The organism is Oleiagrimonas citrea (assembly GCF_012395255.1).
GTDB lineage: Bacteria > Pseudomonadota > Gammaproteobacteria > Xanthomonadales > Rhodanobacteraceae > Oleiagrimonas > Oleiagrimonas citrea.
Map to the genome: position 1 here is coordinate 186,895 of NZ_JAAZQD010000001.1, position 22,835 is coordinate 209,729.

General features: G+C 64.6%; 23 protein-coding genes and 1 tRNA gene. 4 read left to right on the forward strand and 20 right to left on the reverse strand.

The annotated features are described in order from the left end of the window. Positions 1-4: 4 nt before the first annotated feature. The 16 genes from HF690_RS00760 to tpiA form a co-directional block, all read right to left on the reverse strand. Complete coding sequence (locus HF690_RS00760; RefSeq protein ID WP_168608114.1) at positions 5-1,513, reverse strand: NADH-quinone oxidoreductase subunit M; 1,509 nt, start codon at positions 1,511-1,513, stop codon at positions 5-7. Positions 1,514-1,535: 22 nt separating this feature from the next. Further along, complete coding sequence (gene nuoL / locus HF690_RS00765; RefSeq protein WP_168608115.1) at positions 1,536-3,563, reverse strand: NADH-quinone oxidoreductase subunit L; 2,028 nt, start codon at positions 3,561-3,563, stop codon at positions 1,536-1,538. A gap of 6 nt (positions 3,564-3,569) precedes the next feature. Further along, complete coding sequence (gene nuoK, locus HF690_RS00770; RefSeq protein WP_043100717.1) at positions 3,570-3,875, reverse strand: NADH-quinone oxidoreductase subunit NuoK; 306 nt, start codon at positions 3,873-3,875, stop codon at positions 3,570-3,572. Next, a complete protein-coding gene (locus HF690_RS00775; RefSeq protein WP_113065019.1) occupies positions 3,872-4,498 on the reverse strand; it encodes an NADH-quinone oxidoreductase subunit J in 627 nt (208 codons plus the stop codon). Before HF690_RS00775 ends, nuoK begins: the two co-directional genes overlap by 4 nt. A 55-nt stretch (positions 4,499-4,553) precedes the next feature. Further along, entirely contained in the window at positions 4,554-5,045 is a 492-nt protein-coding gene (nuoI, locus tag HF690_RS00780; protein ID WP_113065020.1) for an NADH-quinone oxidoreductase subunit NuoI, read from the reverse strand. 6 nt (positions 5,046-5,051) lie between these two features. After that, complete coding sequence (gene nuoH / locus HF690_RS00785; RefSeq protein ID WP_113065021.1) at positions 5,052-6,074, reverse strand: NADH-quinone oxidoreductase subunit NuoH; 1,023 nt, start codon at positions 6,072-6,074, stop codon at positions 5,052-5,054. 3 nt (positions 6,075-6,077) lie between these two features. Further along, positions 6,078-8,414, reverse strand: a complete 2,337-nt coding sequence (gene nuoG, locus HF690_RS00790; protein WP_168608116.1) for an NADH-quinone oxidoreductase subunit NuoG — start codon at positions 8,412-8,414, stop codon at positions 6,078-6,080. Further along, positions 8,414-9,724: an NADH-quinone oxidoreductase subunit NuoF gene (gene nuoF, locus HF690_RS00795; protein ID WP_168608117.1), complete on the reverse strand. Its 1,311-nt coding sequence runs from the start codon at positions 9,722-9,724 to the stop codon at positions 8,414-8,416. The genes nuoG and nuoF overlap by 1 nt, the downstream gene beginning before the upstream one ends. Before the next feature lie 75 nt (positions 9,725-9,799). Beyond that, positions 9,800-10,327, reverse strand: a complete 528-nt coding sequence (gene nuoE / locus HF690_RS00800) for an NADH-quinone oxidoreductase subunit NuoE (protein WP_113065024.1) — start codon at positions 10,325-10,327, stop codon at positions 9,800-9,802. Next, on the reverse strand, positions 10,324-11,583 hold the full coding sequence (locus HF690_RS00805) for an NADH-quinone oxidoreductase subunit D (protein ID WP_113065025.1): 1,260 nt from the start codon (positions 11,581-11,583) through the stop codon (positions 10,324-10,326). Before HF690_RS00805 ends, nuoE begins: the two co-directional genes overlap by 4 nt. Before the next feature lie 3 nt (positions 11,584-11,586). Then, on the reverse strand, positions 11,587-12,321 hold the full coding sequence (locus HF690_RS00810) for an NADH-quinone oxidoreductase subunit C (protein WP_113065026.1): 735 nt from the start codon (positions 12,319-12,321) through the stop codon (positions 11,587-11,589). 9 nt (positions 12,322-12,330) lie between these two features. Continuing rightward, complete coding sequence (locus HF690_RS00815) at positions 12,331-12,885, reverse strand: NuoB/complex I 20 kDa subunit family protein (RefSeq protein WP_043100702.1); 555 nt, start codon at positions 12,883-12,885, stop codon at positions 12,331-12,333. Then, positions 12,876-13,232, reverse strand: coding sequence for an NADH-quinone oxidoreductase subunit A (locus tag HF690_RS00820; RefSeq protein ID WP_113065027.1), 357 nt, complete (start codon positions 13,230-13,232; stop codon positions 12,876-12,878). Before HF690_RS00820 ends, HF690_RS00815 begins: the two co-directional genes overlap by 10 nt. A gap of 71 nt (positions 13,233-13,303) precedes the next feature. Next, positions 13,304-13,388, reverse strand: a tRNA-Leu gene (locus HF690_RS00825). A gap of 15 nt (positions 13,389-13,403) precedes the next feature. After that, the gene (gene secG / locus HF690_RS00830) at positions 13,404-13,850 is read right to left on the reverse strand and encodes a preprotein translocase subunit SecG (protein ID WP_113065028.1); all 447 of its coding nucleotides are present in this window, start codon (positions 13,848-13,850) and stop codon (positions 13,404-13,406) included. Between the two features lie 2 nt (positions 13,851-13,852). Beyond that, entirely contained in the window at positions 13,853-14,620 is a 768-nt protein-coding gene (gene tpiA, locus HF690_RS00835) for a triose-phosphate isomerase (RefSeq protein ID WP_168608118.1), read from the reverse strand. 202 nt (positions 14,621-14,822) lie between these two features. On the opposite strand from tpiA, the gene HF690_RS00840 reads away from it, so the two are divergent. Together HF690_RS00840 and HF690_RS00845 are read left to right on the forward strand one after the other, a co-directional pair. Beyond that, positions 14,823-15,638, forward strand: a complete 816-nt coding sequence (locus tag HF690_RS00840) for an SDR family NAD(P)-dependent oxidoreductase (RefSeq protein ID WP_168608119.1) — start codon at positions 14,823-14,825, stop codon at positions 15,636-15,638. A 70-nt stretch (positions 15,639-15,708) separates the two neighbouring features. Next, positions 15,709-16,380 (forward strand): DUF6445 family protein, encoded by a 672-nt coding sequence (locus HF690_RS00845; protein ID WP_168608120.1) that lies wholly within the window; start codon positions 15,709-15,711, stop codon positions 16,378-16,380. Positions 16,381-16,461: 81 nt separating this feature from the next. On the opposite strand, the gene HF690_RS00850 is transcribed toward HF690_RS00845, so the two are convergent. The 4 genes from HF690_RS00850 to orn all read right to left on the reverse strand — a co-directional run bounded on the left by HF690_RS00850 (position 16,462) and on the right by orn (position 20,386). Next, the gene (locus HF690_RS00850) at positions 16,462-17,394 is read right to left on the reverse strand and encodes an isopenicillin N synthase family dioxygenase (RefSeq protein ID WP_168608121.1); all 933 of its coding nucleotides are present in this window, start codon (positions 17,392-17,394) and stop codon (positions 16,462-16,464) included. A gap of 115 nt (positions 17,395-17,509) precedes the next feature. Continuing rightward, positions 17,510-18,862: a phosphoglucosamine mutase gene (gene glmM / locus HF690_RS00855; protein ID WP_168608122.1), complete on the reverse strand. Its 1,353-nt coding sequence runs from the start codon at positions 18,860-18,862 to the stop codon at positions 17,510-17,512. Positions 18,863-18,905: 43 nt separating this feature from the next. Then, on the reverse strand, positions 18,906-19,811 hold the full coding sequence (gene folP, locus HF690_RS00860; protein ID WP_113065118.1) for a dihydropteroate synthase: 906 nt from the start codon (positions 19,809-19,811) through the stop codon (positions 18,906-18,908). Between the two features lie 5 nt (positions 19,812-19,816). After that, on the reverse strand, positions 19,817-20,386 hold the full coding sequence (orn, locus tag HF690_RS00865) for an oligoribonuclease (protein ID WP_168608123.1): 570 nt from the start codon (positions 20,384-20,386) through the stop codon (positions 19,817-19,819). 91 nt (positions 20,387-20,477) lie between these two features. Between orn and sbcB the strand changes: the two genes are divergently transcribed. Continuing rightward, positions 20,478-21,929 (forward strand): exodeoxyribonuclease I, encoded by a 1,452-nt coding sequence (sbcB, locus tag HF690_RS00870; protein ID WP_168608124.1) that lies wholly within the window; start codon positions 20,478-20,480, stop codon positions 21,927-21,929. Then, on the forward strand, positions 21,926-22,612 hold the full coding sequence (locus tag HF690_RS00875) for a DUF2461 domain-containing protein (RefSeq protein WP_168608125.1): 687 nt from the start codon (positions 21,926-21,928) through the stop codon (positions 22,610-22,612). Before sbcB ends, HF690_RS00875 begins: the two co-directional genes overlap by 4 nt. Positions 22,613-22,835: the final 223 nt, after the last annotated feature.

The window sequence follows — 22,835 nt, forward strand, 5'->3', positions numbered from 1 at the left end:
GTCCTCAGATCTTGCTGATGGCCAGTTGTTGCACCAGATGGTCGATCGAGCCGCCCATCAGATGCACCAGAGGCTGCGGCCACACGCCGATGGCGAGCACCACCACCGCGAACGCCGTCAGCACGAAAGCCTCTCGGCCATTGATGTCCTTCATCGCGGCAACCTTCTCGTTGGTCACCTTGCCCCACACCACGCGCTTGACCAGCCACAGGGTGTAGGCCGCGCCGATGATGAGCGTGAAGGCGGCGATCAGCGCGATCCACGGGTTGGCGCTGAAGCTGGCCAGAATCACCATGAATTCGCCGACGAAACCGCTGGTGCCCGGCAGGCCGCAGTTGGCCATGGCGAAGAACACCATGAAGAAGGTGAACCACGGCATCACGTTCACCAGACCGCCGTAGTCCTTGATCATGCGGGTGTGCAGGCGGTCGTACATCACGCCGATGCACGAGAACATGGCGCCCGACACGAAACCGTGCGACATCATCTGCACCATCGCGCCCTGCACGCCCAGGTTGGCCGCGTCCACGTTGCCCAGGTCACGCACCAGCATGAAGGCGATGAAGATGCCCAGGGTGACGAAGCCCATGTGCGCGATGGACGAATACGCCACCAGCTTCTTCATGTCCTCCTGCACCAGCGCCACGTAGCCGATGTAGACCACCGGAATCAGGCTCAGCACGATCACCAGCCAGGCGTAGTGCGCCGAGGCGTCCGGCACGATCGGCAGCGAGAAGCGCAGGAAACCGTAGCCACCCACCTTCAGCATCACCGCCGCCAGCACCACTGAACCGCCGGTCGGCGCCTCGACGTGGGCGTCGGGCAGCCAGGTGTGCACCGGCACCATCGGGATCTTGATGGCGAACGCAATCAGGAAGGCGAAGAACAGCCAGCTCTGCTCCTTCATGGTCAGCGGCAGATGCGCCAGTGTGGCCATGTCGAAGGTTCCGGCCTTGTGATACAGGTAAATCAGGCCGACCAGCATGAAGATCGAGCCGAGGAACGTGTAGATGAAGAACTTCAGCGTCGCGTACACGCGGCGCGGCCCGCCCCAGATGCCGATGAGGATGAACATCGGAATCAGCATGGCCTCGAAGAACACGTAGAACAGCAGCGCGTCGGTGGCGCAGAACACACCGATCAGCAGGCCTTCCAATACCAGCATGGCGGCCATGTACTGATGCGGCTTGTTGTCCTTGATGACGTCCCAGGCACCAACGATGACCAGCACGCCGACGAAGCTCGTCAGCAGGATCAACGCCACCGAGATGCCGTCCACGCCCAACGCGTAATTGACATGCAGCGAGGCGATCCACGGGGTGGATTCAACCAGCTGCATGACCGCGCCGTCCGTGTGGTAGGCCGGCAGCAGGAACAGGCTGGCCACAAACGTCGCGACCGCGACGGCCAGAGCGATCCAGCGACTGGCGCTGCCGCGCGCACCGGCGATCAGCACCGGCACGGCACCGGCCATGGGCAGCCAGATCAGCAGGCTAAGCAGATGATTCGACATAGGTCCTTGCTTCCCTGATTGCTCAAACGTGCCCGAACCACCAGAACCCGCCCAGAAGCAGGATCAGGCCGAGGATCATGGCGAACGCGTAGTGATAGAGGTAACCCGACTGCAGGCGACGCATGCCGGCGGCGATGCGCTGCACGAGGCTCGCCGAGCCGTCGATGGCGCCGTCGATGACGGCGGTGTCGCCGGCCTTCCAGAACAGACGGCCCAGCTTGACGCCACCGCGGGCGAAGATCGCGAGGTAGACCTCGTCGACCCAGAACTTGCGGTCGAGCACCACGTAGACCGGCTTGAAGATGCGCTGGATGCGCCCCGCCATGGCCGGATTGAAAATGTAGACGTAGGTGGTGATGGCGAAACCGGCCACGACCAGCCAGAACGGCGTCTGCGTGAAGCCGTGCAGTGCCATCGCCAGCGCGCCGTGGAACTCGGTACCCATCTCGGCCAGCACGTTGTGCGCTTCGGTCACGTGGATGGCCTTGCCGAACCAGTCGCCGAACAGCATCGGACCGACGGTGAAGAAGCCGATCAGCAGCGACGGGATCGCCAGCATCACCAGCGGCACCGTCACTACCCACGGGGATTCCTTCGGCGCATGCGCCAGGACGCCCGGTTCGTGGTGGTGATCGTCGTGGTCGTCATGACCGTGGCCATGCGACTCGACCACCTTGAAGCGCTCCTTGCCGTGGAAGGTCAGGTGCATCTGGCGGAAGGTGTACAACGCCGTGACCAGCGCGCCCATCAGCACGCAGAAGTAAGCGTAGTGCGCGCCCCAGCGATGCGACTCACCGGCCGCCTCGATGATGGCGTCCTTGGAGTAGAAGCCGGAGAAGAACGGCACGCCGCACAGCGCCAGCGAACCGACCCACATGGTGATGTAGGTGATCGGCATGTATTTGCGCAGGCCGCCCATATGGCGCATGTCCTGCTCGTGGTGCATGGCGATGATGACCGAGCCGGCGCCCAGGAACAGCAGCGCCTTGAAGAACGCGTGCGTCATCAGATGGTAGACCGCGCCGGCGTAGGCGGACACGCCCAGCGCCACGGTCATGTAGCCCAGCTGCGACAGCGTCGAGTACGCCACCACACGTTTGATGTCGTTCTGCACAATGCCGATCATGCCGGTGAACAGTGCGCCGGTGGCGCCGATCACCATGATGAAGCTCAGCGCCGTCGACGACAGCTCGAAGATCGGCGACATGCGCGCGACCATGAAGATGCCCGCCGTGACCATGGTCGCGGCATGGATCAGCGCGGAGATCGGCGTCGGGCCTTCCATCGAGTCCGGCAGCCACACGTGCAGCGGCACCTGTGCCGACTTGCCCATGGCGCCGATGAACAGCAGGATGCCGATCACCGTGGCCGCACTCCAAGCGTGGTTCTGGGTGATGTGCAGGGTCTGGCCGACCAGGGTCGGCGCGGCGTCGAACGCGGTCTGGTAGTCGAGTGTGCCGAGGAAATACAGCACCGCGCCGATGCCCAGCACGAAGCCGAAGTCGCCCACGCGGTTGACCAGGAACGCCTTCAGATTGGCGAAGGTCGCGCTCGGGCGCTTGAAGTAGAAACCGATCAGCAAGTACGAAACCAGGCCCACGCCTTCCCAGCCGAAGAACAGCTGCATGAAGTTGTTGCTCATCACCAGCATCAGCATGGCGAAGGTGAACAGCGCGATGTAGCTGAAGAAGCGCGTGTAACCGTCATCGTCGGCCATGTAGCCGATGGTGTAGATGTGCACCATCAGCGAAACGAAGGTGACAACGACCATCATCATCGCGCTGAGGCGATCGATCATGAAGCCGACGCTGGCGTTGAACTTGCCGACCTGGAACCAGGTGTAGAGGTCGTGGTTGTAGTTGGCTGCCCCGCCCCACACCAGCTGGTAGAGGACGTAGAAGGACAGCACGCAGGAAATCGCCACGCCGAGGATGGTGACCGTATGCGATCCGGCGCGTCCGATGGTGCGGCCCAGGAAGCCGGCCAGCACGGCACCGGCCAGCGGTGCCAGCGCGATGATCAACAGGATGGAGGTGGATAGCTCGTGCATGTGCCCTTAACCCTTCATCGAATCGATTTCGGCGATGTTGATCGTGCTGCGATTGCGGAACAGCAGCGTCAGGATCGCCAGGCCGATGGCCGTTTCGGCCGCCGCCACGGTGAGAATGAAGAACACGAACACCTGCCCTGCCACGTCGCCACTGAAGCGCGAGAAGGCGACAAAGTTGATGTTCACCGCCAGCAGCATCAACTCGATCGACATCAGCAGCACGATGACGTTCTTGCGGTTGATGAAGATGCCGGCCACGGCGATGCAGAACAGCACGGCGCCGAGCACGATGAAATGCGAAAGCGTGATCATGATTCGGACTCCTGCGGACGCTCGGCATCCATCTTCACGACGCGGACGCGGTCGCGATTGCTCACGCGCACCTGGTCGCCCGGGTTCTGTCGGCGGGTCAGCGGCTTGTGGCGCAGCGTCAGCACCACGGCTGCGATCAGGCCGACGGTAAGAATCAGCGCCGCGATCTCGAACGGAAGCAGGAAGCGCGTGTACAGCGCCTGCCCCAGCCAGGCGGTGTTCGACATGCCCGCGGCGGCGGCCGGATCCGGCCCCATCGTCATCACGTGCATGGCGCGCACGCCGATCAGCGCAAGCATCTCCACCAGCATCACGGCAGCCACGATGATGCCGACCGGCAGATACTTGATGAAGCCTTCGCGCATGCGTTCGAGGTTGATGTCCAGCATCATCACCACGAACAGGAACAGCACCATCACCGCACCGACGTAGACCACGATCAGCGCGATGGCCAGGAACTCGGCCTGCGCCAGCAGCCAGATGCTGGCGACACTGAAGAAGGTCAGCACCAGCGACAGCACCGCGTGCACGCTGTTGCGCAGGGTGATCACCATCAGCGCCGAAGCCACGGCCACGGCGCCAAAGGCGTAGAAACAGATCAATTGCAGTAGCTGTGCGCTCACTTCACTTCTCCAGCCAGCCGCGCGTATGTCGTTCGATTCATGTCGTCCATGCCCCTCAGCGGTAGGCCGCGTCCTGAGCGCGGTCGGCAGCGATTTCCTGCTCGTAGCGATCACCGATGGCCAGCAGCTGCTGCTTGGTCACGACGTTCTCGCCACGCTGTTCGAAGTGGTACTCATGTACCGAGGTCTCGACGATGGAGTCCACCGGGCAACTCTCTTCGCAGAAGCCGCAGTAGATGCACTTGAACAGGTCGATGTCGTAGCGCGTGGTGCGCCGCTGGCCATCGCTTTCGCGCGGCGCGGAATCGATGGTGATCGCCAGCGCCGGGCACACCGCCTCGCACAGCTTGCAGGCGATGCAACGCTCTTCGCCGTTGGCGTAGCGACGCAGCGCATGCAGCCCGCGGAAGCGGTTCGACTTCGGGATGTGCTCCATCGGGAAGCGCATCGTGTACTTGGGCTTGAACATGTAGCGCAGCGTCAGGCCCATGCCCTGGAACATCTCGATGAGCAGCAGGCTCTTGAAGTAGCTAGTGATTCGGGACATGTCTGATCAACCTCCGATCGTGACCCAGCCGAAGTACTTCATGCAGCCGGCTACGAGCACCCAGACGATCGTGATCGGAATGAACACCTTCCAGCCCAGACGCATGATCTGGTCATAGCGATAGCGCGGGAAGGTGGCGCGGAACCACAGGAAGAAGAACGAGAAGATGAAGGCCTTGGCGAACAGCCACAGGATGCTCCCGTGACCGATCCAGCCCCACGAGACCGGGAACGGACTCAGCCAGCCGCCCATGAACAGCACGGCTGCCAAGAAGCTGATCAGGATCATGTTGGCGTATTCGGCCAGGAAGAAGATCGCAAAGGCCGAACCCGAATACTCGACGTGGAAGCCGGCGACGATTTCCGACTCGCCTTCGGCGACGTCGAACGGCGCGCGGTTGGTCTCGGCCACGCCGGAGATCCAGTAGATCACGAACACCGGCAGCAGCGGAAGCCAGAACCAGTCGAAGATGCCCTTCGGACCGGCCTGCGCGTCGACGATGGCGGTCAGGTTCAGGCTGCCGGCCAGCACCAGCACGCAGACCAGCGCCATGCCCATGGCCAGTTCGTAAGAGATCACCTGCGCCGCCGAACGCATCGCACCGAGCAGCGCGTAGCGCGAGTTCGACGCCCAGCCCGCCAGGATAATGCCGTAGACGCCCACCGAACTCATCGCCAGCAGGTACAGCACGCCGGCGTTGACGTTGGCCAGCACCATGCCCTGATCGAACGGCACCACGGCCCAGGCCGCCAATGCCGGAATCAGCGCCAGCAGCGGCGCCAGGAAGAACAGGAACTTGTTGGCGTTGGTCGGGACAAGGACTTCCTTGATCAGCAGCTTGACCACGTCGGCGAAGGCCTGGAACAGGCCCAGCGGACCGATCTTGTTCGGCCCCATGCGCACGTGCATCCAGCCGATGACCTTGCGTTCCCAGTACACGAACATGGCCACCGTCAGAACCACCGGCAGCATGATCGCGAAGATCAGCAGGACCGGAACAAGCACCTCGTGAAACAGCAGGTCGGCCATGGGTTACGCCTTGCTAAGAGTGAGGGCTGCGCCATACGGCGGCAGCGAAGCGGTATCCGCATAGGCGGACTCGATCCAGGCGGCGCCGACCGGCACCGCGTCATCCACGACCACCGGCAACACGCGCGTTTCGCCAACACGTGCCCGGCCACCGTCGACAAGTCCCAGACGGGACGCGTCGTCGGCATGCAAGCGCAGGGCGGCGCCGCGGGTCAGCGGATGGTCGTTCAGCGCCTTCGCGCGACGCAACACGGCATCACTGCGGTAGATCGGCATGCTGGCGATGCGCGTCAGGCCGGAGGCCGCGGCACCGCGTTCGCACAGACCATCGACCACGGCCGGCTCGGATGTATGCATCTCGGCGCGAAGGCCGGCGAAATCGTCGAAACCGAAACCCTCGATCGCGAGTTCGCCGCCGATGGCGCGAAGAATCTTCCATCCGGCCCGAGCCTGACCCGGCGCGGTCGCGCCGGCGGGCTGCGATTGCTCGATGCCGTCCACGTTGGTCAACGTGGCGTCGATTTCCGGCAGCAGCGCCAGCGGCAGGATCACGTCGGCGACATCGCGCAGGCTGCGACCGGCGTAGGCGCTGAAGGCGACCACGGTGTTCGCACCCAACAGCGACTGCATCGCCGTGGCATCGTCAGCAAAGTCGTACGGCATGTCCACGCCGTACAGCACGTAGGCGTCACGCGGCTGCGCCAGCATGGCGCGAGCATCGAGACCGCCCTCGCCCGGCAGCACGTCGCCGCGCGCCAGGCCGACCGCATTCGCGCCCAACGGGATTTCGTTGAAACCGGCCTGCGCGGCTTCGGCGACATAGCGCGCGGCCGCGCGCAGCCAGGATGCCTGCGGATGCGTGGCGGCCATTTCGCCGAACACCACCACGGCCTGCGAAGCCTTGCTCAAGGCATCGAAGGCCGCCTCGGCCGCGGCATCGCTCTCGACGCTGCTCAGTACCTCGGCCAGCGCCGACGACGGCTTCAGCTCGCTCTTGGCCGCGGCGACCTTGGCGATCGCCAGTACCGCCTGAGGCAGATGCTGCGGGGCGACCGTGGTCTCGCCGGCCAGCGCATAGCCCTGATCGATCTTGAGGCTGCCGACCGCGTGGACGGCGGCGCCGTGACGCACGGCCTGACGCAGACGATGGCCGAGCAACGGCATCTCGTGACGCAGGTTGCTGCCGACCAGCAGCGCCGCGCCGACCTTGTCCATCTCGGCGACCGGCGTGCCGAACGTGCGCGCCACGGGTGCGTCGGCGAAATCGACCGTGCGCAGACGGTGATCGATGTGCGCGCTGCCCAGGCCCTTGGCCAGACGGCGCAGCAGATCGCCTTCTTCGTTGCTGGTGAAGGGGCTGACCAGGAAACCGATGTCCTGTCCCGCTTCGCGCAGCGCGTCGACGGCCGCCTTCAGGGCCACGTCCCACTGCACTTCGTGCCAGGTGCCGTCGCGCTTGACCATCGGCACGTGCAGACGATCGTCGGCGTACAGCCCCTGATGGCTGTAGCGATCACGATCGGACAGCCAGCATTCGTTGATCGATTCGTTGTCACGCGGCACCGTGCGCAGCACTTCGCCGCGGCGCGTATGCAGCCACAGGTTCGAGCCCAGCGCATCGTGGTAGCCGATGGACGGACGCGCCAGCAGTTCCCAGGCGCGGGCCTGGAACTGGAACGGCTTGTTGGTCAGCGCGCCGACCGGGCACACGTCGATGATGTTGCCGCCGATCTCGCTGTCGATGGACTTGCCGATGTAGGTGCCGATTTCCAGACGCTCGCCGCGGTTCATGCCACCCAGTTCGTAGGTGCCGGCGATCTCACCCATGAAGCGCACGCAGCGCGTGCACTGGATGCAGCGGGTCATCTCGGTGGCGATCAGCGGGCCGAGATTCTCGTCGGCGACCGTGCGCTTGCGCTCGGTGTAACGGCTGACGGAACGGCCGTAGCCCAGCGCCACGTCCTGCAGCTCGCACTCGCCGCCCTGATCGCAGATCGGGCAGTCCAGCGGATGATTGATGAGCAGGAACTCCATCACGTCACGCTGCCAGTGCAACGCCTTGTCCGAACGCGTGGAGACCTTCATGCCCTCGCCCACCGGCGTGGCGCAGGCCGGCTGCGGCTTGGGAATCGCGCGACCGCCCATCTCCACCTCGACCAGACACTGCCGGCAGTTGGCGGCGATGGCCAGTTTCGGGTGATAGCAGAAACGCGGAATCGTGATCCCGGCCTTGTCGGCGGCCTGGATGATCATCGAACCCTTGGGCACCTGCATGGCCTTGCCATCGATCTCGATGTTGACCATGTCCGGCGGAGTGTTATTGGCGGGCTGCGCACTCATTATGCGGCGACTCCCAGCTTGTCTTCGGTCATCGAACGGCCGTGCTCGACGAAATATTCGAACTCGTCCCAGAAGTGGTGCAGGAAGCCCTGCACCGGCCACGCGGCGGCTTCGCCGAAGGCACAGATGGTATGGCCCTCGATCTGACCCGCCACCGCCTTCAGGCGATGCAGATCTTCCTTGGTGCCCTTGCCCTCGACGATGCGCGACAGCACGCGGTACATCCAGCCGGTGCCCTCGCGGCATGGCGTGCACTGGCCGCAGGACTCCTTGAAGTAGAACTGCGAGATGCGGCGGCAGGCCTTGACCATGCAGGTGGTCTCGTCCATGACGATGACCGCGCCGGAACCGAGACCGGAACCCGCCTGCTGCAGGCTGTCGTAATCCATGGTGCAGTCAAGGATGACATCGGCCGGCAGCACCTTCATCGACGAACCGCCGGGAATCACGGCCTTGAGTTTGTTGCCGTTGCGCACGCCGCCGGCCATCTCCAGCAGCTCCTTGAAGGACGTGCCGAGACGGATTTCGAAGTTACCCGGATTATTGACGTGGCCGGACACCGAGAAGATCTTCGGACCGCCGTTGTTCGGCTTGCCCTGCTCCAGGAACCAGTCCGAGCCATTGCGCAGGATGGCCGGCACTGAAGCATAGGTCTCGGTGTTGTTGATGGTGGACGGCTTGCCGTACAGACCGAAGTTGGCCGGGAACGGCGGCTTGAAGCGCGGCTGGCCCTTCTTGCCTTCCAGCGACTCCATCAATGCGGTTTCCTCGCCGCAGATGTAGGCACCGGCGCCGAGCGCGTTATGAATGTCCACGTCGATGCCCGTGCCCTGGATGTTCTTGCCCAGCAGGCCGGCCTCGTAGGCTTCCTTCAGCGCCTCTTCGATATGCTCGAACGGTTCGTGGTGGAACTCGCCGCGCATGTAGTTGTAGGCGGCGGTCGAACCCGTCGCGTAGCACGCGATGGCCATGCCCTCGAGCACGGAATGCGGATTGAAGCGGAGGATGTCGCGGTCCTTGCAGGTACCCGGCTCGGACTCGTCCGAGTTGCACAGGATGTACTTCTGCATGTCGCCCTTCGGCATGAAGGACCACTTCAGCCCGGTCGGGAAGCCTGCGCCGCCGCGACCGCGCAGGCCGCTGGCCTTGACCGCGTCAATGATGGAAGCCGGATCCGGCTTCTCGGCCAGGATCTTCTCCCAGGCCTTCCAGCCGCCGCTCGCGCGGTAGCTTTCCAGGGACCACGGCTTGTCGTGGTGCAGCGTCGTGTAGACGACCTGGTGCTGTTTGGGTTCGGGACCGTATGCCATGACCTTTACCTTTGCGATCCCGCCGCGGCGAGGATCCAGTCGCGGCCGTTCAGGGCCGCAGAATGCGAAATTGCGTCAATCGAGCTTGTCGAGAATCTCGTCGACCTTCTCCGGCGTCAGCTTCTCGTGATAGTGGCCATCGACCACCATCATCGGCGCGCCACAGCAGGCCGCCAGGCACTCTTCCTCGCGCTTGAGGTAGATACGCCCGTCCGGCGAACTCTCGCCCAGCTTCACCCCGTACTTGTTCTCGCAGTGACGCACGAGGTCCTCGGCGCCATTGAGCCAGCACGAGATGTTGGTGCAGATCGCCACGTTGTGACGACCGACCGGCTCCAGCTCGAACATCGAGTAGAACGTGGCGACCTCGTAGGCCCATACCGGCGGCAGGTCCAGATACTTGGCCACCGCGGCAATCAACTCGTCAGTCAGGTAACCGCCGTTCTGTACCTGCGCGGCGAACAGACTCTGGATCAACGCCGAGCGCTTGCGATCCTCGGGGAACTTGGCCGCCCAGTGATCCATGTGCTTGCGCGTGTCCTCGCTGAGGACGGCCTGCGGATCGACGTCGCGAACCTTGTCAAAATTACCGGTGGCTCTCATCGGTCGACCTCCCCGAACACCACATCATAGGTACCGATCATGGCGACCACGTCCGGCAGCATGTGGCCGGCGGTGATGGCATCCATGGACGAAAGATGCACGAAGCTCGGCGCGCGAACCTTCACGCGGAACGGCTTGTTGGCGCCGTCGGAAATCATGTACACACCGAACTCGCCCTTGGGGGCCTCGACTGCGGCATAGGTTTCGCCAGCCGGCACGCCGTAGCCCTCGGTGAACAGCTTGAAGTGATGGATCAGGGCTTCCATGTCGTGCTTCATGGCTTCGCGCGACGGCGGCGAGACCTTGAAGTTGTTGAGCATGACCGGACCCGAATGTTCGCGCAGCCACTTCACGCACTGCTTGATGATGCGATTGGACTGGCGCATCTCCTCGACACGCACCAGATAGCGGTCGTAGCAGTCGCCGTGGACGCCGACCGGGATGTCGAAGTCCATGTCCGCATAGGCGGCGTACGGCTGCTTCTTGCGCAGATCCCATTCGATGCCGGAACCGCGCAACATCGGACCGGTCATGCCCCAGGCCTGCGCCTGTTCCGGACTGATGATGCCGATGTCGACGGTGCGCTGCTTCCAGATGCGGTTGTTGGTCAGCAGATTCTCGTACTCGTCCACCTTCGACGGGAAGTCGTCGGTGAAAGCGTCGAGGAAGTCCAGCATGGAACCTTCACGCCACTGATTCAGGCGCTTGAGATCCGCACCCTTGTGCCAGCGTGACTCGTTGTACTGCGGCATCTTCGCCGGCAGGTCGCGATAGACACCGCCCGGACGGTAGTACGTCGCGTGCATGCGCGCGCCGGAGACCGCCTCGTAGCAGTCCATCAGCTCTTCGCGCTCGCGGAAGGCGTACAGGAACACAGCCATGGCGCCGAGATCGAGCGCGTTCGAGCCGATCCACATCAGGTGGTTCAGGATGCGGGTGATCTCGTCGAACATCGTGCGGATATACTGCGCGCGGATCGGCGCCTCGATGCCCAGCAGATTCTCGATGGCGCGCACGTAGCCGTGCTCGTTGCACATCATCGACACGTAGTCGAGACGATCCATGTAGCCGATCGACTGATTGAACGGCTTGGACTCGGCCAGTTTCTCGGTCGCGCGATGCAGCAGACCGATGTGCGGATCGGCCTTGACCACGGTCTCACCGTCCATCTCCAGCACCAGGCGCAGCACGCCGTGGGCGGCCGGATGCTGCGGGCCGAAGTTCATCGTGTAATTGCGGATTTCCTGAGCCGACATCGCTCAATTCTCCTGCCAGTGATCGGCAGCCTCGGCCTTGGCCTGCTGCAGGTCGACGTCGTCGCGGATCACGCGCGGCACCAGCACGCGCGGCACGACGGACGTCACCGGTTCGTAGACCACGCGCTTCTTGTCGGGGTCGTAGCGCATCTCGACGTTGCCGATCAGCGGGAAGTCCTTGCGGAACGGACGACCGACGAAACCGTAGTCGGTGAGGATGCGACGCAGATCCGGATGACCGTCGTAGACGATGCCGTACAGATCGAAGGATTCGCGCTCGAACCAATTCGCGACCGGCCACAGACCGACCAGCGAAGGCACCAGCGGCAACGCATCGTCTTCGCAGAAGGTGCGAACGCGCAGGCGACGGTTGTGGCGAATCGAAAGCAGATGCACGACCGAGGCGAAGCGTCGCTCCATCTCGACATTGCGCGGCCGGCCTTCCCAGTCGAAACGACCGGTGGCTTCACCGTGCACGCCGCGCGAGAAACCGGCACCGGACACCGAGGTGGTCTCCCACTCGTTCTGCCCGTAGCCGAGATAGTCGACGCCGCAGACATCGATCAGTTCGCTGAAGTCGAAATCCGGCTCGTCGCGCAGCGCGGTCGCGACCTGCATCAGGTCGCTCGGAGCCACTTCGATGGTGGTCTCGCCACGCACCGTCTCGACCTTGCCCAGCACTTCGCCGAAACGCGCGACAAGGCGCTCGGCCAGCGAGTTCGTTTGCGTATCGCTCATGGCCCGACCTCAGCGCGCGATGGTGTGGGTGCGGCGGATCTTCTTCTGCAACTGCAGAATGCCGTGGATCAGGGCCTCGGCCGTGGGCGGACAGCCCGGCACGTAGATGTCCACCGGCACGATGCGGTCGCAACCGCGCACCACCGAATAGGAATAGTGGTAGTAGCCGCCGCCATTGGCACACGACCCCATGGAGATGACCCACTTCGGGTCGGGCATCTGGTCGTAGACCTTGCGCAGCGCCGGAGCCATCTTGTTGACCAACGTACCGGCGACGATCATCACGTCGGACTGACGCGGGCTCGGACGGAAGATCACGCCGTAGCGATCCAGATCCAGACGCGCGGCGCCGGCATGCATCATCTCGACGGCACAGCAAGCCAGACCGAAGGTCATCGGCCACATCGAACCCGTACGCGCCCAGTTCATTAGTGCGTCGACGCTGGTGGTTGCCCAGCCGCGCTGCACGATGGGGTTGTCGCCCGCCGGGCGCAGAATGTCATCGACGCGGTCCAGCGGCTGCGGGTTGTGCATCACCCGGTCAATGGAGGAGATCAATCCCATTCCAGCGCTCCTTTCTTCCAGACGTAGGCGAAACCGACCACCAGCAGCGCCAAGAACAATCCCATCTCGATGAGCGCGATGGCACCGATCTTGTCGAACACCACGGCCCACGGGAACAGGAACGCCACCTCCAGATCGAAGATGATGAACAGAATGGCGATCAGGTAGTAGCGCACGTCGAACTTCATGCGCGCATCCTCGAAAGCCTCGAAACCGCATTCGTACGGCGAGAGCTTTTCAGGGTCGGGATTGCGGGGCGCTACGAGAAGGCCGATCGCCAGCAGAACAATGCCGAGGCCACCGGCCACGACGAGGAACAACAGCACGGGCCAGTATTCGGCTAGCACGGGTCGGCAACCTCCACGCTTCGTTGCGCATCAGCGGCTGTCGCCCCGATGACGACAGCCTTCATTGTAATTGGTGCCCAAGGGGGGACTCGAACCCCCACGACTTTCGTCGCTACCACCTCAAGGTAGTGCGTCTACCAATTCCGCCACCTGGGCAAAAAACTCAAATCGTTACTTCTTCGCGGGAGCCGGCGTGACCGGCTTGCCGCTGCTGGCGCCGCCCGCTTCCTGCGGCAACGACGGCACATCCGAACCCGAAGGCATCGCAGCGCTGGATGACGGAGCTGTCTGAACCGGCGCTGCAGGTGCTGCCTTCGTCGTGGCGCTCGCGGCAGGTGTCTGCATCGCGGACATCACGCCGAGGTTCTTGGCCTGTTTCGGCGCACCCGAATGGCTGAAGTATATCGCCATACCGAGGCTGAGGAGAAAGAAAAGCGTCGCCAGCACGCCCGTCGCGCGCGTCATGAAGCTGGACGAGCCACGCGCACCGAACACGGTGCCCGACGCACCCGCACCGAAACCGGCGCCGGCGTCGGCGCCCTGGCCGCGCTGCATGAGGATCAGCACGATCATGGCCGCGGCGATCAGGATGTAGAAAACGCTGAAGATGATGAACATGTCTAGTTGGTCTCCGCCGCGCCACGCGCTTGATGCGCTGCCGCGCAGATGGCCAGAAAGTCGGTTGCTGTCAGGGAAGCCCCGCCGATCAAGCCGCCGTCCACGTCCGCCTGGGCGAACAGTTCGGCTGCATTCGAGGGTTTGACGCTGCCGCCGTAAAGCAGGCGCGTCAGACCGCTGATTTTAGCACTTCCTTTTGCCAGTTGGCTACGGATAAACGCATGCGCATCCTGTGCCTGTTGCGGGGTGGCCGTCTGCCCCGTGCCGATCGCCCAGACCGGCTCGTAGGCAATCACCGCCTGCTCGAACGCTTCGACGCCATTGTGCTCGAGCACGGCACCCAGCTGTTCGGACAGCACTTCTTCGGTGCGACCCTGCTCGCGTTGCTCCAGCGTTTCGCCAATGCAGAGCATCGGAGTGAGTCCAGCCTTCCGCGCCGCGGCGAACTTGCGTGCCACCAACTCGCTGCTCTCGCCGTGGTACTGGCGGCGCTCGGAGTGCCCGACCAGCGCCCAGACGCAACCTGCGTCGCGCAACATCGCAGCCGACACTTCGCCGGTGTACGCGCCTTCGGCGTGCTCGCTGACGTCCTGCCCGCCACATGGCAAGGCATCACCGTGCGTCGCACAGAGATCAAGATAGGGATACGGCGGAAACACCGCCACGTCGATGTCCCTCGGACGCTGCGCGGCGATATCCGCCGTCAACGCCGTCGCCATCGCCCGCGTGCCGTGCATTTTCCAGTTTCCCGCTACCAGCATCCTGCGCATGAGTGCGACCCCTTCGCCTCGATCAAGCCCGCAAGGATAGCGGCGACCACGCAAATCTGGCAATGCGGAAATACCTGAACCCGAATCGTCCAGAAGGCGGGTCGTGCGCCCTGCGCACGAAAACGTCGACCACAGCGTCCTCACAGACGTGCGGCTTTGCTTATGATGAAGAACCACATTGACCTGCAAGGGAAGGTCTCGCATGACCGCACACCCGCGACCCGTCGCCCTGATCACCGGCGCTTCGGCCGGCATCGGCGCTGCCTTTGCCCGCGAACTCGCCGCGCGCGGGCACCATCTCGTCCTGACTGCGCGCCGTGCCGCACGCCTGCAGGAACTGGCCGAAGAACTGTGCGCCCGGCATGGCGTCGAAGTGCAGGTCATGGTCGACGACCTGGCCGACCCGATGGCACCGCGCCGCATCGTCGACGCACTGGAACAGCGCAATCTGGGCATCGACGTGCTGATCAATAACGCCGGCTACGGCGTACCGGGCAGTTTCGACAGCCAGCCCTGGGTCCGGCACAGCGACTTCCTGCAGGTGCTGGTCCACGCTCCGACCGAACTCGCGCATCGCCTGCTACCCGGCATGATCGAACGCCGTCACGGGCGCATCATCAACGTCGCCTCGCTGGCTGGCCACCTGCCCGGTTCCACGGGGCACACGCTCTATGCCGCCTCCAAGGCCTACATGATTCGCTTCTCCGAATCGCTGGCGCTGGAGAACCGCGCGCGCGGCGTCCATGTCTGCGCGCTGTGCCCGGGCTTCACCTACAGCGAGTTCCACGACGTCACCGGCGCGCGCGAACTGGTCTCGAAGATGCCGAAGTGGATGTGGATGCAGGCCGACCAGGTCGCCGCGCAGGGACTCGACGCCGTCGAGCGCGGCGATGTGGTCTACGTCAACGGCCGCGTGAACCGCGCGATCAAGGCCTTCGCGAAATTGCTCCCGGACAGGCTGGCACTACGCCTCTCGTCCCGACACTCCAACCGCTACCGGGTCCTGGAAAGCGAATAGATTCCCGCGCGCCCGGCGCAACGGATGCCTGCGCTATGCTCGACCATCATCTTTCACGGAGCCGTGCCCGATGCCTGTCGCCGCCCGCCCGATGCGCAATCTTCCGTACCGCAAGCCCGCCGAGGGCCGCGACTACTGGATCGTGGATGACGCACTGCCTGATCCCATGGCAGTGCGCGAGCGTCAACTGGCGCGCCAAGACTGGAGCTACGGCCACCCGCACACCGCCGAAGTCTGGCCGGGCATGCGCGCCCTGCCCGCCCTCGATGACGACGAACTCGCGCATGTAGAGACCCATGTCATGCAGCGGACCGGCGCCCAGCGGCTTTGGGTCGAGCAGACGGATGACGGCTCGCGCCTGAATCACAACTGCGTGCAGGTCGTCGGCGCCATCGAGGGCGGCGTCAAACCGCACACCGATTCACTGCATCTGTGTCGATATGCCGCGGTGCTCTACCTGACACCCGATGCGCCGACGCGCTGCGGCACCGCCTTCTATCGGCAGCGGCTGGGCAACGGCCAGGCCGGCGGCAATACCGTCAACAAACCACACCGCAACCTGGTCGATGCATTGGGCACGCGTCACGTCCCGCCGAATTCCTTTGCCGAGGACGTGCGCGTCGACAACCGCTTCAACCGCCTGCTCGTCTATCGCGCCAACCTGATCCACAGCGCCACCGCCTACTGCGGTCTGACGCTGGAGGACAAGCGCATGACGGCGGTGTTCTTCTGGATGGCCTGACGCGGCGGCACTCCGTCGCAAAGAAGAACGCCGACCCGCAGAACGGATCGGCGTTCGTGCCATCAGCAGACTTCGTCGCGCTCAAATCAGACGAATTTCACGCAGGCGCTGCTGCAGATACTCGTGCGAAGTGATCGAGGTGTCGTAGCGGCTCGGATTGTCCTCGCTCACACACTGCGGCAGCGGATCCAGCACCACATCCGGATTCGGATGCAGGAAGAACGGCACCGAGTACCGCGGCTTGCTGGCATCCGCGCCCGGCGGGTTGACCACGCGGTGCGTGGTGGACGGGTACACGTGATTGGTCAGGCGCTGCAGCATGTCGCCGATGTTGACCACGATGGCGTCGCCGGTCGTCGTGATCGGCAGCCATTCACCCTCGCGCGTGAACACCTCCAGACCCGCTGCGCTGGCACCGACCAGCAGCGTGATGAAGTTGATGTCCTCGTGTGCGCCGGCACGCACATTAGGCACATCACCTTCGATCGGCGGATAGTGAATCGGGCGCAGGATCGAGTTGCCCTGATCGATCTTGTCCTCGAAATAGTTCTCCGGCAGATCGATGTGCAGCGCCAACGCACGCAGCACACGCGCGCCGAGTTGGTCCAGCGCCTCATACAGCGCATAGCCGTACTGCTTGAAGTCGGGCACTTCGGACGGCCACAGGTTCGGCGCCATGGTGTCGGCGAACTTCGAGCCGGGATCGATCTCGCGGCCGATGTGCCAGAATTCCTTGAGGTCCGGAAACTGACTATCCTTGGCCGTCTCGACCTTGAACGGGGTGTAACCGCGTGCGCCGCCGGTGCCGGGCACGTGGTACTTCATCTTCACGTCCTCGGGCAGCGCGAAGAAGCGCTGGAAGACGCCGTAGGCGTTCTCGATCAGCTCGTGGGTGACGCCGTGGCCGCTGATGCAGCAGAAACCGAATTCACGGTAGGCCGCGCCCAGTTCGGCGACGAAAGCATCGCGGTCGGTGTCGAAACGGCGGATGTCGAGCGTGGGTACGTTTTTCATCGTTCCATATGTCCAGGTTGGCGTGCGGTCATCTTGGGAATCCGCTACCGCAGGAGCGGTGCACGTCGGGCCAATCCTTGGCGACCTGGTTGGACGCGTCTGGCGTCCGGCAGGCTCACGAGCGTGAGTGAGCCGATTTTACGATGTCCGCCAACTCCTGCGCCATGCCCTGCACCTCGTCGGCGTCAGCGGCCTCGACCGTGACGCGCACCAGCGGCTCGGTGCCCGATGGGCGCAGGAATACGCGTCCGCGTCCGTCCAGACGCTTCTTCGCGGCCGCCACGGCCTCCTGCACGACCTTCGTCTCCAGCACTTCGCGCGCGCCGTGCGCCACCGGCACGTTCAGCATGACCTGCGGCAACTTGTGCAGACCGGCGCGCGCTGCCACCAGATCCTTGCCCTCGGCACGCAGCGCTTCGAGCACGCACAGCGCGGCGACGATGCCGTCGCCGGTGCTCGCCCGGTCCAGACAGAGAATGTGTCCGGACGTCTCGCCGCCCAGCACGCCACCGTTCGCCTTCAGCTGCTGCAGCACATAGCGATCGCCGACATGGGCGCGCACGAAGGCGACGCCCAGCGTTCCCAGCGCCTGCTCGAAACCGTAGTTGCTCATCAGGGTGCCGACCACGGGACCGCGCAGGCGGCCGCTGCGCTGCCAGGCGCGCGCCATGACGTAGAGCATGTCGTCGCCATCGACCAGCACGCCGTCGTGATCGATCATCTGCACGCGGTCGCCGTCGCCGTCGAACGCAATGCCCAGATCCGCGCCCTGCTCCAGCACGGTCTTGCGCAGGGCGTCGGGATGTGTTGAACCCACGCCCGCATTGATGTTGAAACCGTCCGGCTGAGCGCCGGTCAGATGCACGTCGGCGCCCAGCTCGGTGAAGACCTTCGGTGCGACCTGGTAGGTGGCGCCGTGGGCGCAGTCCAGCACGATGCGCAGGCCGTGCAGACTAAAATCGCGCGACATGGTGCTCTTGCAGAATTCGACATAGCGGGCCTCGGCGTCGTTGATACGACGCGCCTTGCCCAATCGCTCCGAAGGCACGGTGACGAAATCGGCATCGACCTCGCGCTCGATCGCCGCCTCGACCGCATCCTCGAGTTTCTCGCCCGCGGCGGAGAAGAACTTGATGCCATTGTCCTGGTGCGGGTTGTGCGACGCGCTGATGACGATGCCGGCATCCGCACGCAGGCTGCGCGTCAGGAACGCCACCGCCGGCGTCGGCATCGGCCCCAGGAGCCGCACGTCTGCGCCCGAAGCTACCAGTCCGGCCTCCAGCGCCGACTCGAACATGTAGCCCGAGATACGGGTGTCCTTGCCGATCAGCACCGTGGGACGTTCCTTGGCGCCGCCCAGCGCGACGCCCGCGGCGCGCCCCAGACGCAGCATGAACTCGGCCGTGATGGGCCACTCGCCCACCCGTCCGCGGATACCGTCGGTGCCGAAATATTTGCGTTCACTCATGATGTCGGGCTCTTTGCAGTCCGTTCCGGGCGCGTCGCGCGCCTCAGTCGTCGTCGGGCCAGCGTGGCGCGCGCTCGAGCGGCGCGACGGGCGGCGGATCGCCGGCATGCACGGCGCGCCACACGGCCAACGCATCGACGGTCGCCGCCACGTCGTGGGTGCGCACCAGCATGGCGCCACGCTGCACGGCGATCAGGGCCGCTGCGACCGAACCGGACACGCGTTCGGTCGGCACTTCACGGCCGGTGATGGCGCCGATCATGGTCTTGCGGGAAAGCCCCACGTACACGCCACCCGCCAGGTCGGCGAACCGTCCAGTCGCGCGCAGCAGCGCCAGGTTGTGCTCCAGCGTCTTGCCGAAACCGAAGCCCGGATCGACCAGCAGCTTGCGCTTGTCGAGACCGGCCATCTCGCAGGCGAACACGCGCTCGGCCAGAAAGCGATGCACTTCGCCGACCACGTCGTCGTATTCCGGCGCGGCCTGCATGCTACGCGGCGCACCCTGCATGTGCATCAGGCACACGGGCACATCCAGTTCCGCCGCGGTCCGCAGCGCGTCGTCCTCGCGCAGTGCGCGCACGTCGTTGATGAGACCCGCGCCGGCCTCGACGGCCGCGCGCATCACGGCGGGCTTGGAGGTATCCACGGACAACGGCGCATCGCACTGTTCGGCCAGGCCGCGCAGCACGGGAATCACGCGACGCATCTCTTCGTCCGTATCCACGTCCGCCGCTCCCGGACGAGTCGACTCGCCGCCGATGTCGAGCATGTCTGCGCCCTCGGCCAGCAGCGTCAGGCCATGCGCCACGGCCGCACCGGTATCGGCATGATCGCCGCCATCGGAGAACGAATCCGGGGTGACATTGACGATACCCACCACCCGCGGCCGATCCAGGCGCAAGGTGCGCCCGCCGCAATCGAGGCGGCGCACGCCGTCGTCTCCGAACAGCGTGCTCACGCCGCCGGCTCCGGCTGTCCGGACAGCGCGCCCATGAAACGACGGTAGTAGCGCAACTCGTCGATCGAGTCACGGATGTCGCTTAGCGCAGTGTGCGCGCTGGTCTTGCCGATGCCGCGCGCGATGGCCGGCGCCCAGCGCCGCGCCAGTTCCTTCAACGTGGACACGTCGAGATTGCGGTAGTGGAAATAGCGTTCGAGCGCCGGCATCTGCCGATGCAGGAAACGGCGATCCTGGCAGATCGAGTTGCCGCACATCGGCGACTTGCGCTCCGGCACCCACTCCTTCAAGAACGCCAACGTCTCGGCCTCGGCCTGAGCGTGATCGACGCCGGATGCGAGCACCCGATCCCACAGACCGGAGCTGCCGTGCTGATTACGGTTCCAGTCGTCCATGGCCTGCAGGCGCGACTCGGCATGCAGGATCGCGAACACCGGCCCTTCGGCCAGTACGTTGAGTTCGCGATCGGTGACGATGGTGGCGATTTCCAGGATCGAATCACGGTCCGTGTCCAGCCCGGTCATCTCCAGGTCGATCCAGATCAGGTTGTCGTCATGTTGCGGCATCGCCGGCCTCCTTGGGACTGGCAGCGAGTGTAGCAGGGGCGCGGCATGCAGCCGTGTTCAGACACGCGGAAGACATGCGAAGATGCCGGGCATGAGCGAGGCGAGTTTCTTCTGGCACGACTACGAGACCTTCGGCACGGACAGCCGCCGCGACCGTGCGGTGCAGTTCGCCGGCATCCGCACCAACCTGGACCTGGAGCCGATCGGCGAGCCCGTCTCGCTGTTCTGCCAGCCTCCGCGCGATGCACTCCCGCAGCCACAGGCCTGCCTGGTCACCGGCATCACACCGCAGCAGGCGCAGCGCGAGGGGCTGAGCGAAGCCGAATTCGCCGCGCGCGTGCACGAGGAGCTGGCCGCGCCGGGCACTTGCGGCGTGGGCTACAACTCGCTGCGCTTCGACGACGAATTCACGCGGCAGATGCTGTACCGCAATTTCTACGATCCGTATGCGCGCGAATGGCGGAACGGCAACTCGCGCTGGGACCTGATCGATCTGGCGCGCATGTGCCACGCACTGCGTCCGGACGGCATCGAGTGGCCCCGACGCGACGACGGCGCACCCAGTTTCAAGCTGGAACATCTGGCCGCCGCCAATGGCCTGGAACAGCGCCGCGCGCACGATGCGTTGTCGGACGTCGAGGCACTGATCGCCTTCGCCCGCCTGATACGCACCCGCCAGCCGCGTCTGTGGAAGTGGTACTTCGACCTCCGTCGCAAGCAGCGCGCCTTCGAGCTGCTCGATCTGGTGCGCAAGCCCGCGCTGCTCCACGTGTCGTCGCGCTACCCGGCCGCCAACGGCTGCATGACGATGATCGTGCCGCTAGCCCGTCACCCGACGCGCAGCAACGAAATCATCGTCTACGACCTGCACAGCAACCCAGTCGATCTGATCATGCTCGACCCCGAGGACATCGCCGACCGCGTATTCACGCCACGCGCGGACCTGCCCGAGGACGTCGAACGCATTCCGCTGCGCACCATCCACGCCAATCGCTCTCCCGCACTGGCACCACTGTCGGTGCTCGAAGGCGTGGACACGGCGCGCGTGGGCCTGGACACCGAGCGCTGCAACATCCATCGCAAGGAATTGCTGGCCGCACGCGGCATCGCCGACAAAGTGTGCAAGGTCTACGCGGGCGCCACCGACCTGCCCCCACCGGACGATCCCGAACTGGCGCTGTACGCCGGTTTCCTTCCCGACGCGGACCGCCCTCGCCTGGACGCCGTACGCGCCACGCCTCCCGAGGAGATGGCCCGCGACTTCGGATTCAGCGACGAACGCTACGGCGAACTACTGTTCCGCTACCGCGCGCGCAACTGGCCACAGACACTGAGCGCCGAGGAACGCGCACGCTGGGACGACTTCCGCCGCCAGCGCATCGCCGGCGGTCATGCCCTGTCGACTGTGTCGCTGCATGGCTACTTCGACGAACTGCAACGCCTGCGTGGCGAGCACACCGGCGACGCGCTCGGCTGGCTCGATCAACTGGAACAATGGGGCCGCGAACTCGCCACCGAACTCGATCTGGACATTCGCGCATGAGCCGCAGCTATTTCTCCGACGCCACGTTCCGTTTCCTGCGCCAGCTCCGACGCAACAACAACCGCGAATGGTTCCACGCGCACAAGGCGCAATACGAGGAACACCTGCGCGAGCCGTTTCTCGCGCTCATCGCCGACCTGCAGGAGCCGATCGCGGCCATCAGCCCGCACTACCGCGCCGACCCGCGCAAGGTCGGCGGATCGCTGTTCCGCATTCATCGCGACGTGCGTTTCTCCAACAACAAATTGCCGTACAAGACCTGGAGCGGCGCGCGCTTTTTCCACGAACGACGGCGCGAGGTCCATTCGCCCTCGTTCTACCTGCACATCGAACCCGGAAACTGCTTCGCGGGCGGCGGTATCTGGCATCCGGAATCGCCGACCTTACGGCGCATCCGCAATTTCATCGCCGACAACCCCGGCGCCTGGAAGCGCGCCACACGCAGCGCCGTCTTCCGCAAGCATTTCGAATTCCACGGCGAGCGACTGAAACGCCCGCCGCGCGGTTTCGATCCCGAGCACGAATTGATCGAGGATCTGAAACTCAAGAGCTTCGCCAGCGGCGCACCGCTGGACGACACCGTGGTCTGCTCACCCCGGTTGCTTCCCGAGATCGTCCAGACGTTCAAGCGGATCGCGCCCCTCGTCGACTACCTCTGCGCCTCGGTCGATCTCGAGTTCTGAACCCGAACGGGCGTAATGAATCAGCCACATAGCGTCTGATTTCACAAATTTACAAACGTTTGTTTGACGGCGGTCCCGAAGCGGGTCTAGGCTGCCGTCGCTGCATCGCGCACCTCTGGGGGAGGTCTGCGCCGTGCGGCACGGCTGGTTCGCGGACGCGAACCGATAACCGCTCATCACTCGACGTGGATGGATGCGATGCCCCGCAAGCGGGTGCATGGGC

What these genes read in the sequence shown, in the direction of transcription:
- tpiA (WP_168608118.1), bottom strand. Translation starts at nt 14,620, where the DNA reads ATGCGCAGGATGCTGGTAGCGGGAAACTGGAAAATGCACGGCACGCGG.
- nuoI (WP_113065020.1), bottom strand. Translation starts at nt 5,045, where the DNA reads ATGTCCCGAATCACTAGCTACTTCAAGAGCCTGCTGCTCATCGAGATG.
- HF690_RS00840 (WP_168608119.1), top strand. Translation starts at nt 14,823, where the DNA reads ATGACCGCACACCCGCGACCCGTCGCCCTGATCACCGGCGCTTCGGCC.
- nuoK (WP_043100717.1), bottom strand. Translation starts at nt 3,875, where the DNA reads ATGATCACGCTTTCGCATTTCATCGTGCTCGGCGCCGTGCTGTTCTGC.
- glmM (WP_168608122.1), bottom strand. Translation starts at nt 18,862, where the DNA reads ATGAGTGAACGCAAATATTTCGGCACCGACGGTATCCGCGGACGGGTG.
- sbcB (WP_168608124.1), top strand. Translation starts at nt 20,478, where the DNA reads ATGAGCGAGGCGAGTTTCTTCTGGCACGACTACGAGACCTTCGGCACG.
- HF690_RS00760 (WP_168608114.1), bottom strand. Translation starts at nt 1,513, where the DNA reads ATGTCGAATCATCTGCTTAGCCTGCTGATCTGGCTGCCCATGGCCGGT.
- nuoH (WP_113065021.1), bottom strand. Translation starts at nt 6,074, where the DNA reads ATGGCCGACCTGCTGTTTCACGAGGTGCTTGTTCCGGTCCTGCTGATC.
- HF690_RS00850 (WP_168608121.1), bottom strand. Translation starts at nt 17,394, where the DNA reads ATGAAAAACGTACCCACGCTCGACATCCGCCGTTTCGACACCGACCGC.
- HF690_RS00810 (WP_113065026.1), bottom strand. Translation starts at nt 12,321, where the DNA reads ATGAGCGATACGCAAACGAACTCGCTGGCCGAGCGCCTTGTCGCGCGT.
- HF690_RS00815 (WP_043100702.1), bottom strand. Translation starts at nt 12,885, where the DNA reads ATGGGATTGATCTCCTCCATTGACCGGGTGATGCACAACCCGCAGCCG.
- HF690_RS00845 (WP_168608120.1), top strand. Translation starts at nt 15,709, where the DNA reads ATGCCTGTCGCCGCCCGCCCGATGCGCAATCTTCCGTACCGCAAGCCC.
- HF690_RS00875 (WP_168608125.1), top strand. Translation starts at nt 21,926, where the DNA reads ATGAGCCGCAGCTATTTCTCCGACGCCACGTTCCGTTTCCTGCGCCAG.
- nuoG (WP_168608116.1), bottom strand. Translation starts at nt 8,414, where the DNA reads ATGAGTGCGCAGCCCGCCAATAACACTCCGCCGGACATGGTCAACATC.
- HF690_RS00805 (WP_113065025.1), bottom strand. Translation starts at nt 11,583, where the DNA reads ATGTCGGCTCAGGAAATCCGCAATTACACGATGAACTTCGGCCCGCAG.
- orn (WP_168608123.1), bottom strand. Translation starts at nt 20,386, where the DNA reads ATGCCGCAACATGACGACAACCTGATCTGGATCGACCTGGAGATGACC.
- secG (WP_113065028.1), bottom strand. Translation starts at nt 13,850, where the DNA reads ATGTTCATCATCTTCAGCGTTTTCTACATCCTGATCGCCGCGGCCATG.
- nuoF (WP_168608117.1), bottom strand. Translation starts at nt 9,724, where the DNA reads ATGGCATACGGTCCCGAACCCAAACAGCACCAGGTCGTCTACACGACG.
- nuoL (WP_168608115.1), bottom strand. Translation starts at nt 3,563, where the DNA reads ATGCACGAGCTATCCACCTCCATCCTGTTGATCATCGCGCTGGCACCG.
- nuoE (WP_113065024.1), bottom strand. Translation starts at nt 10,327, where the DNA reads ATGAGAGCCACCGGTAATTTTGACAAGGTTCGCGACGTCGATCCGCAG.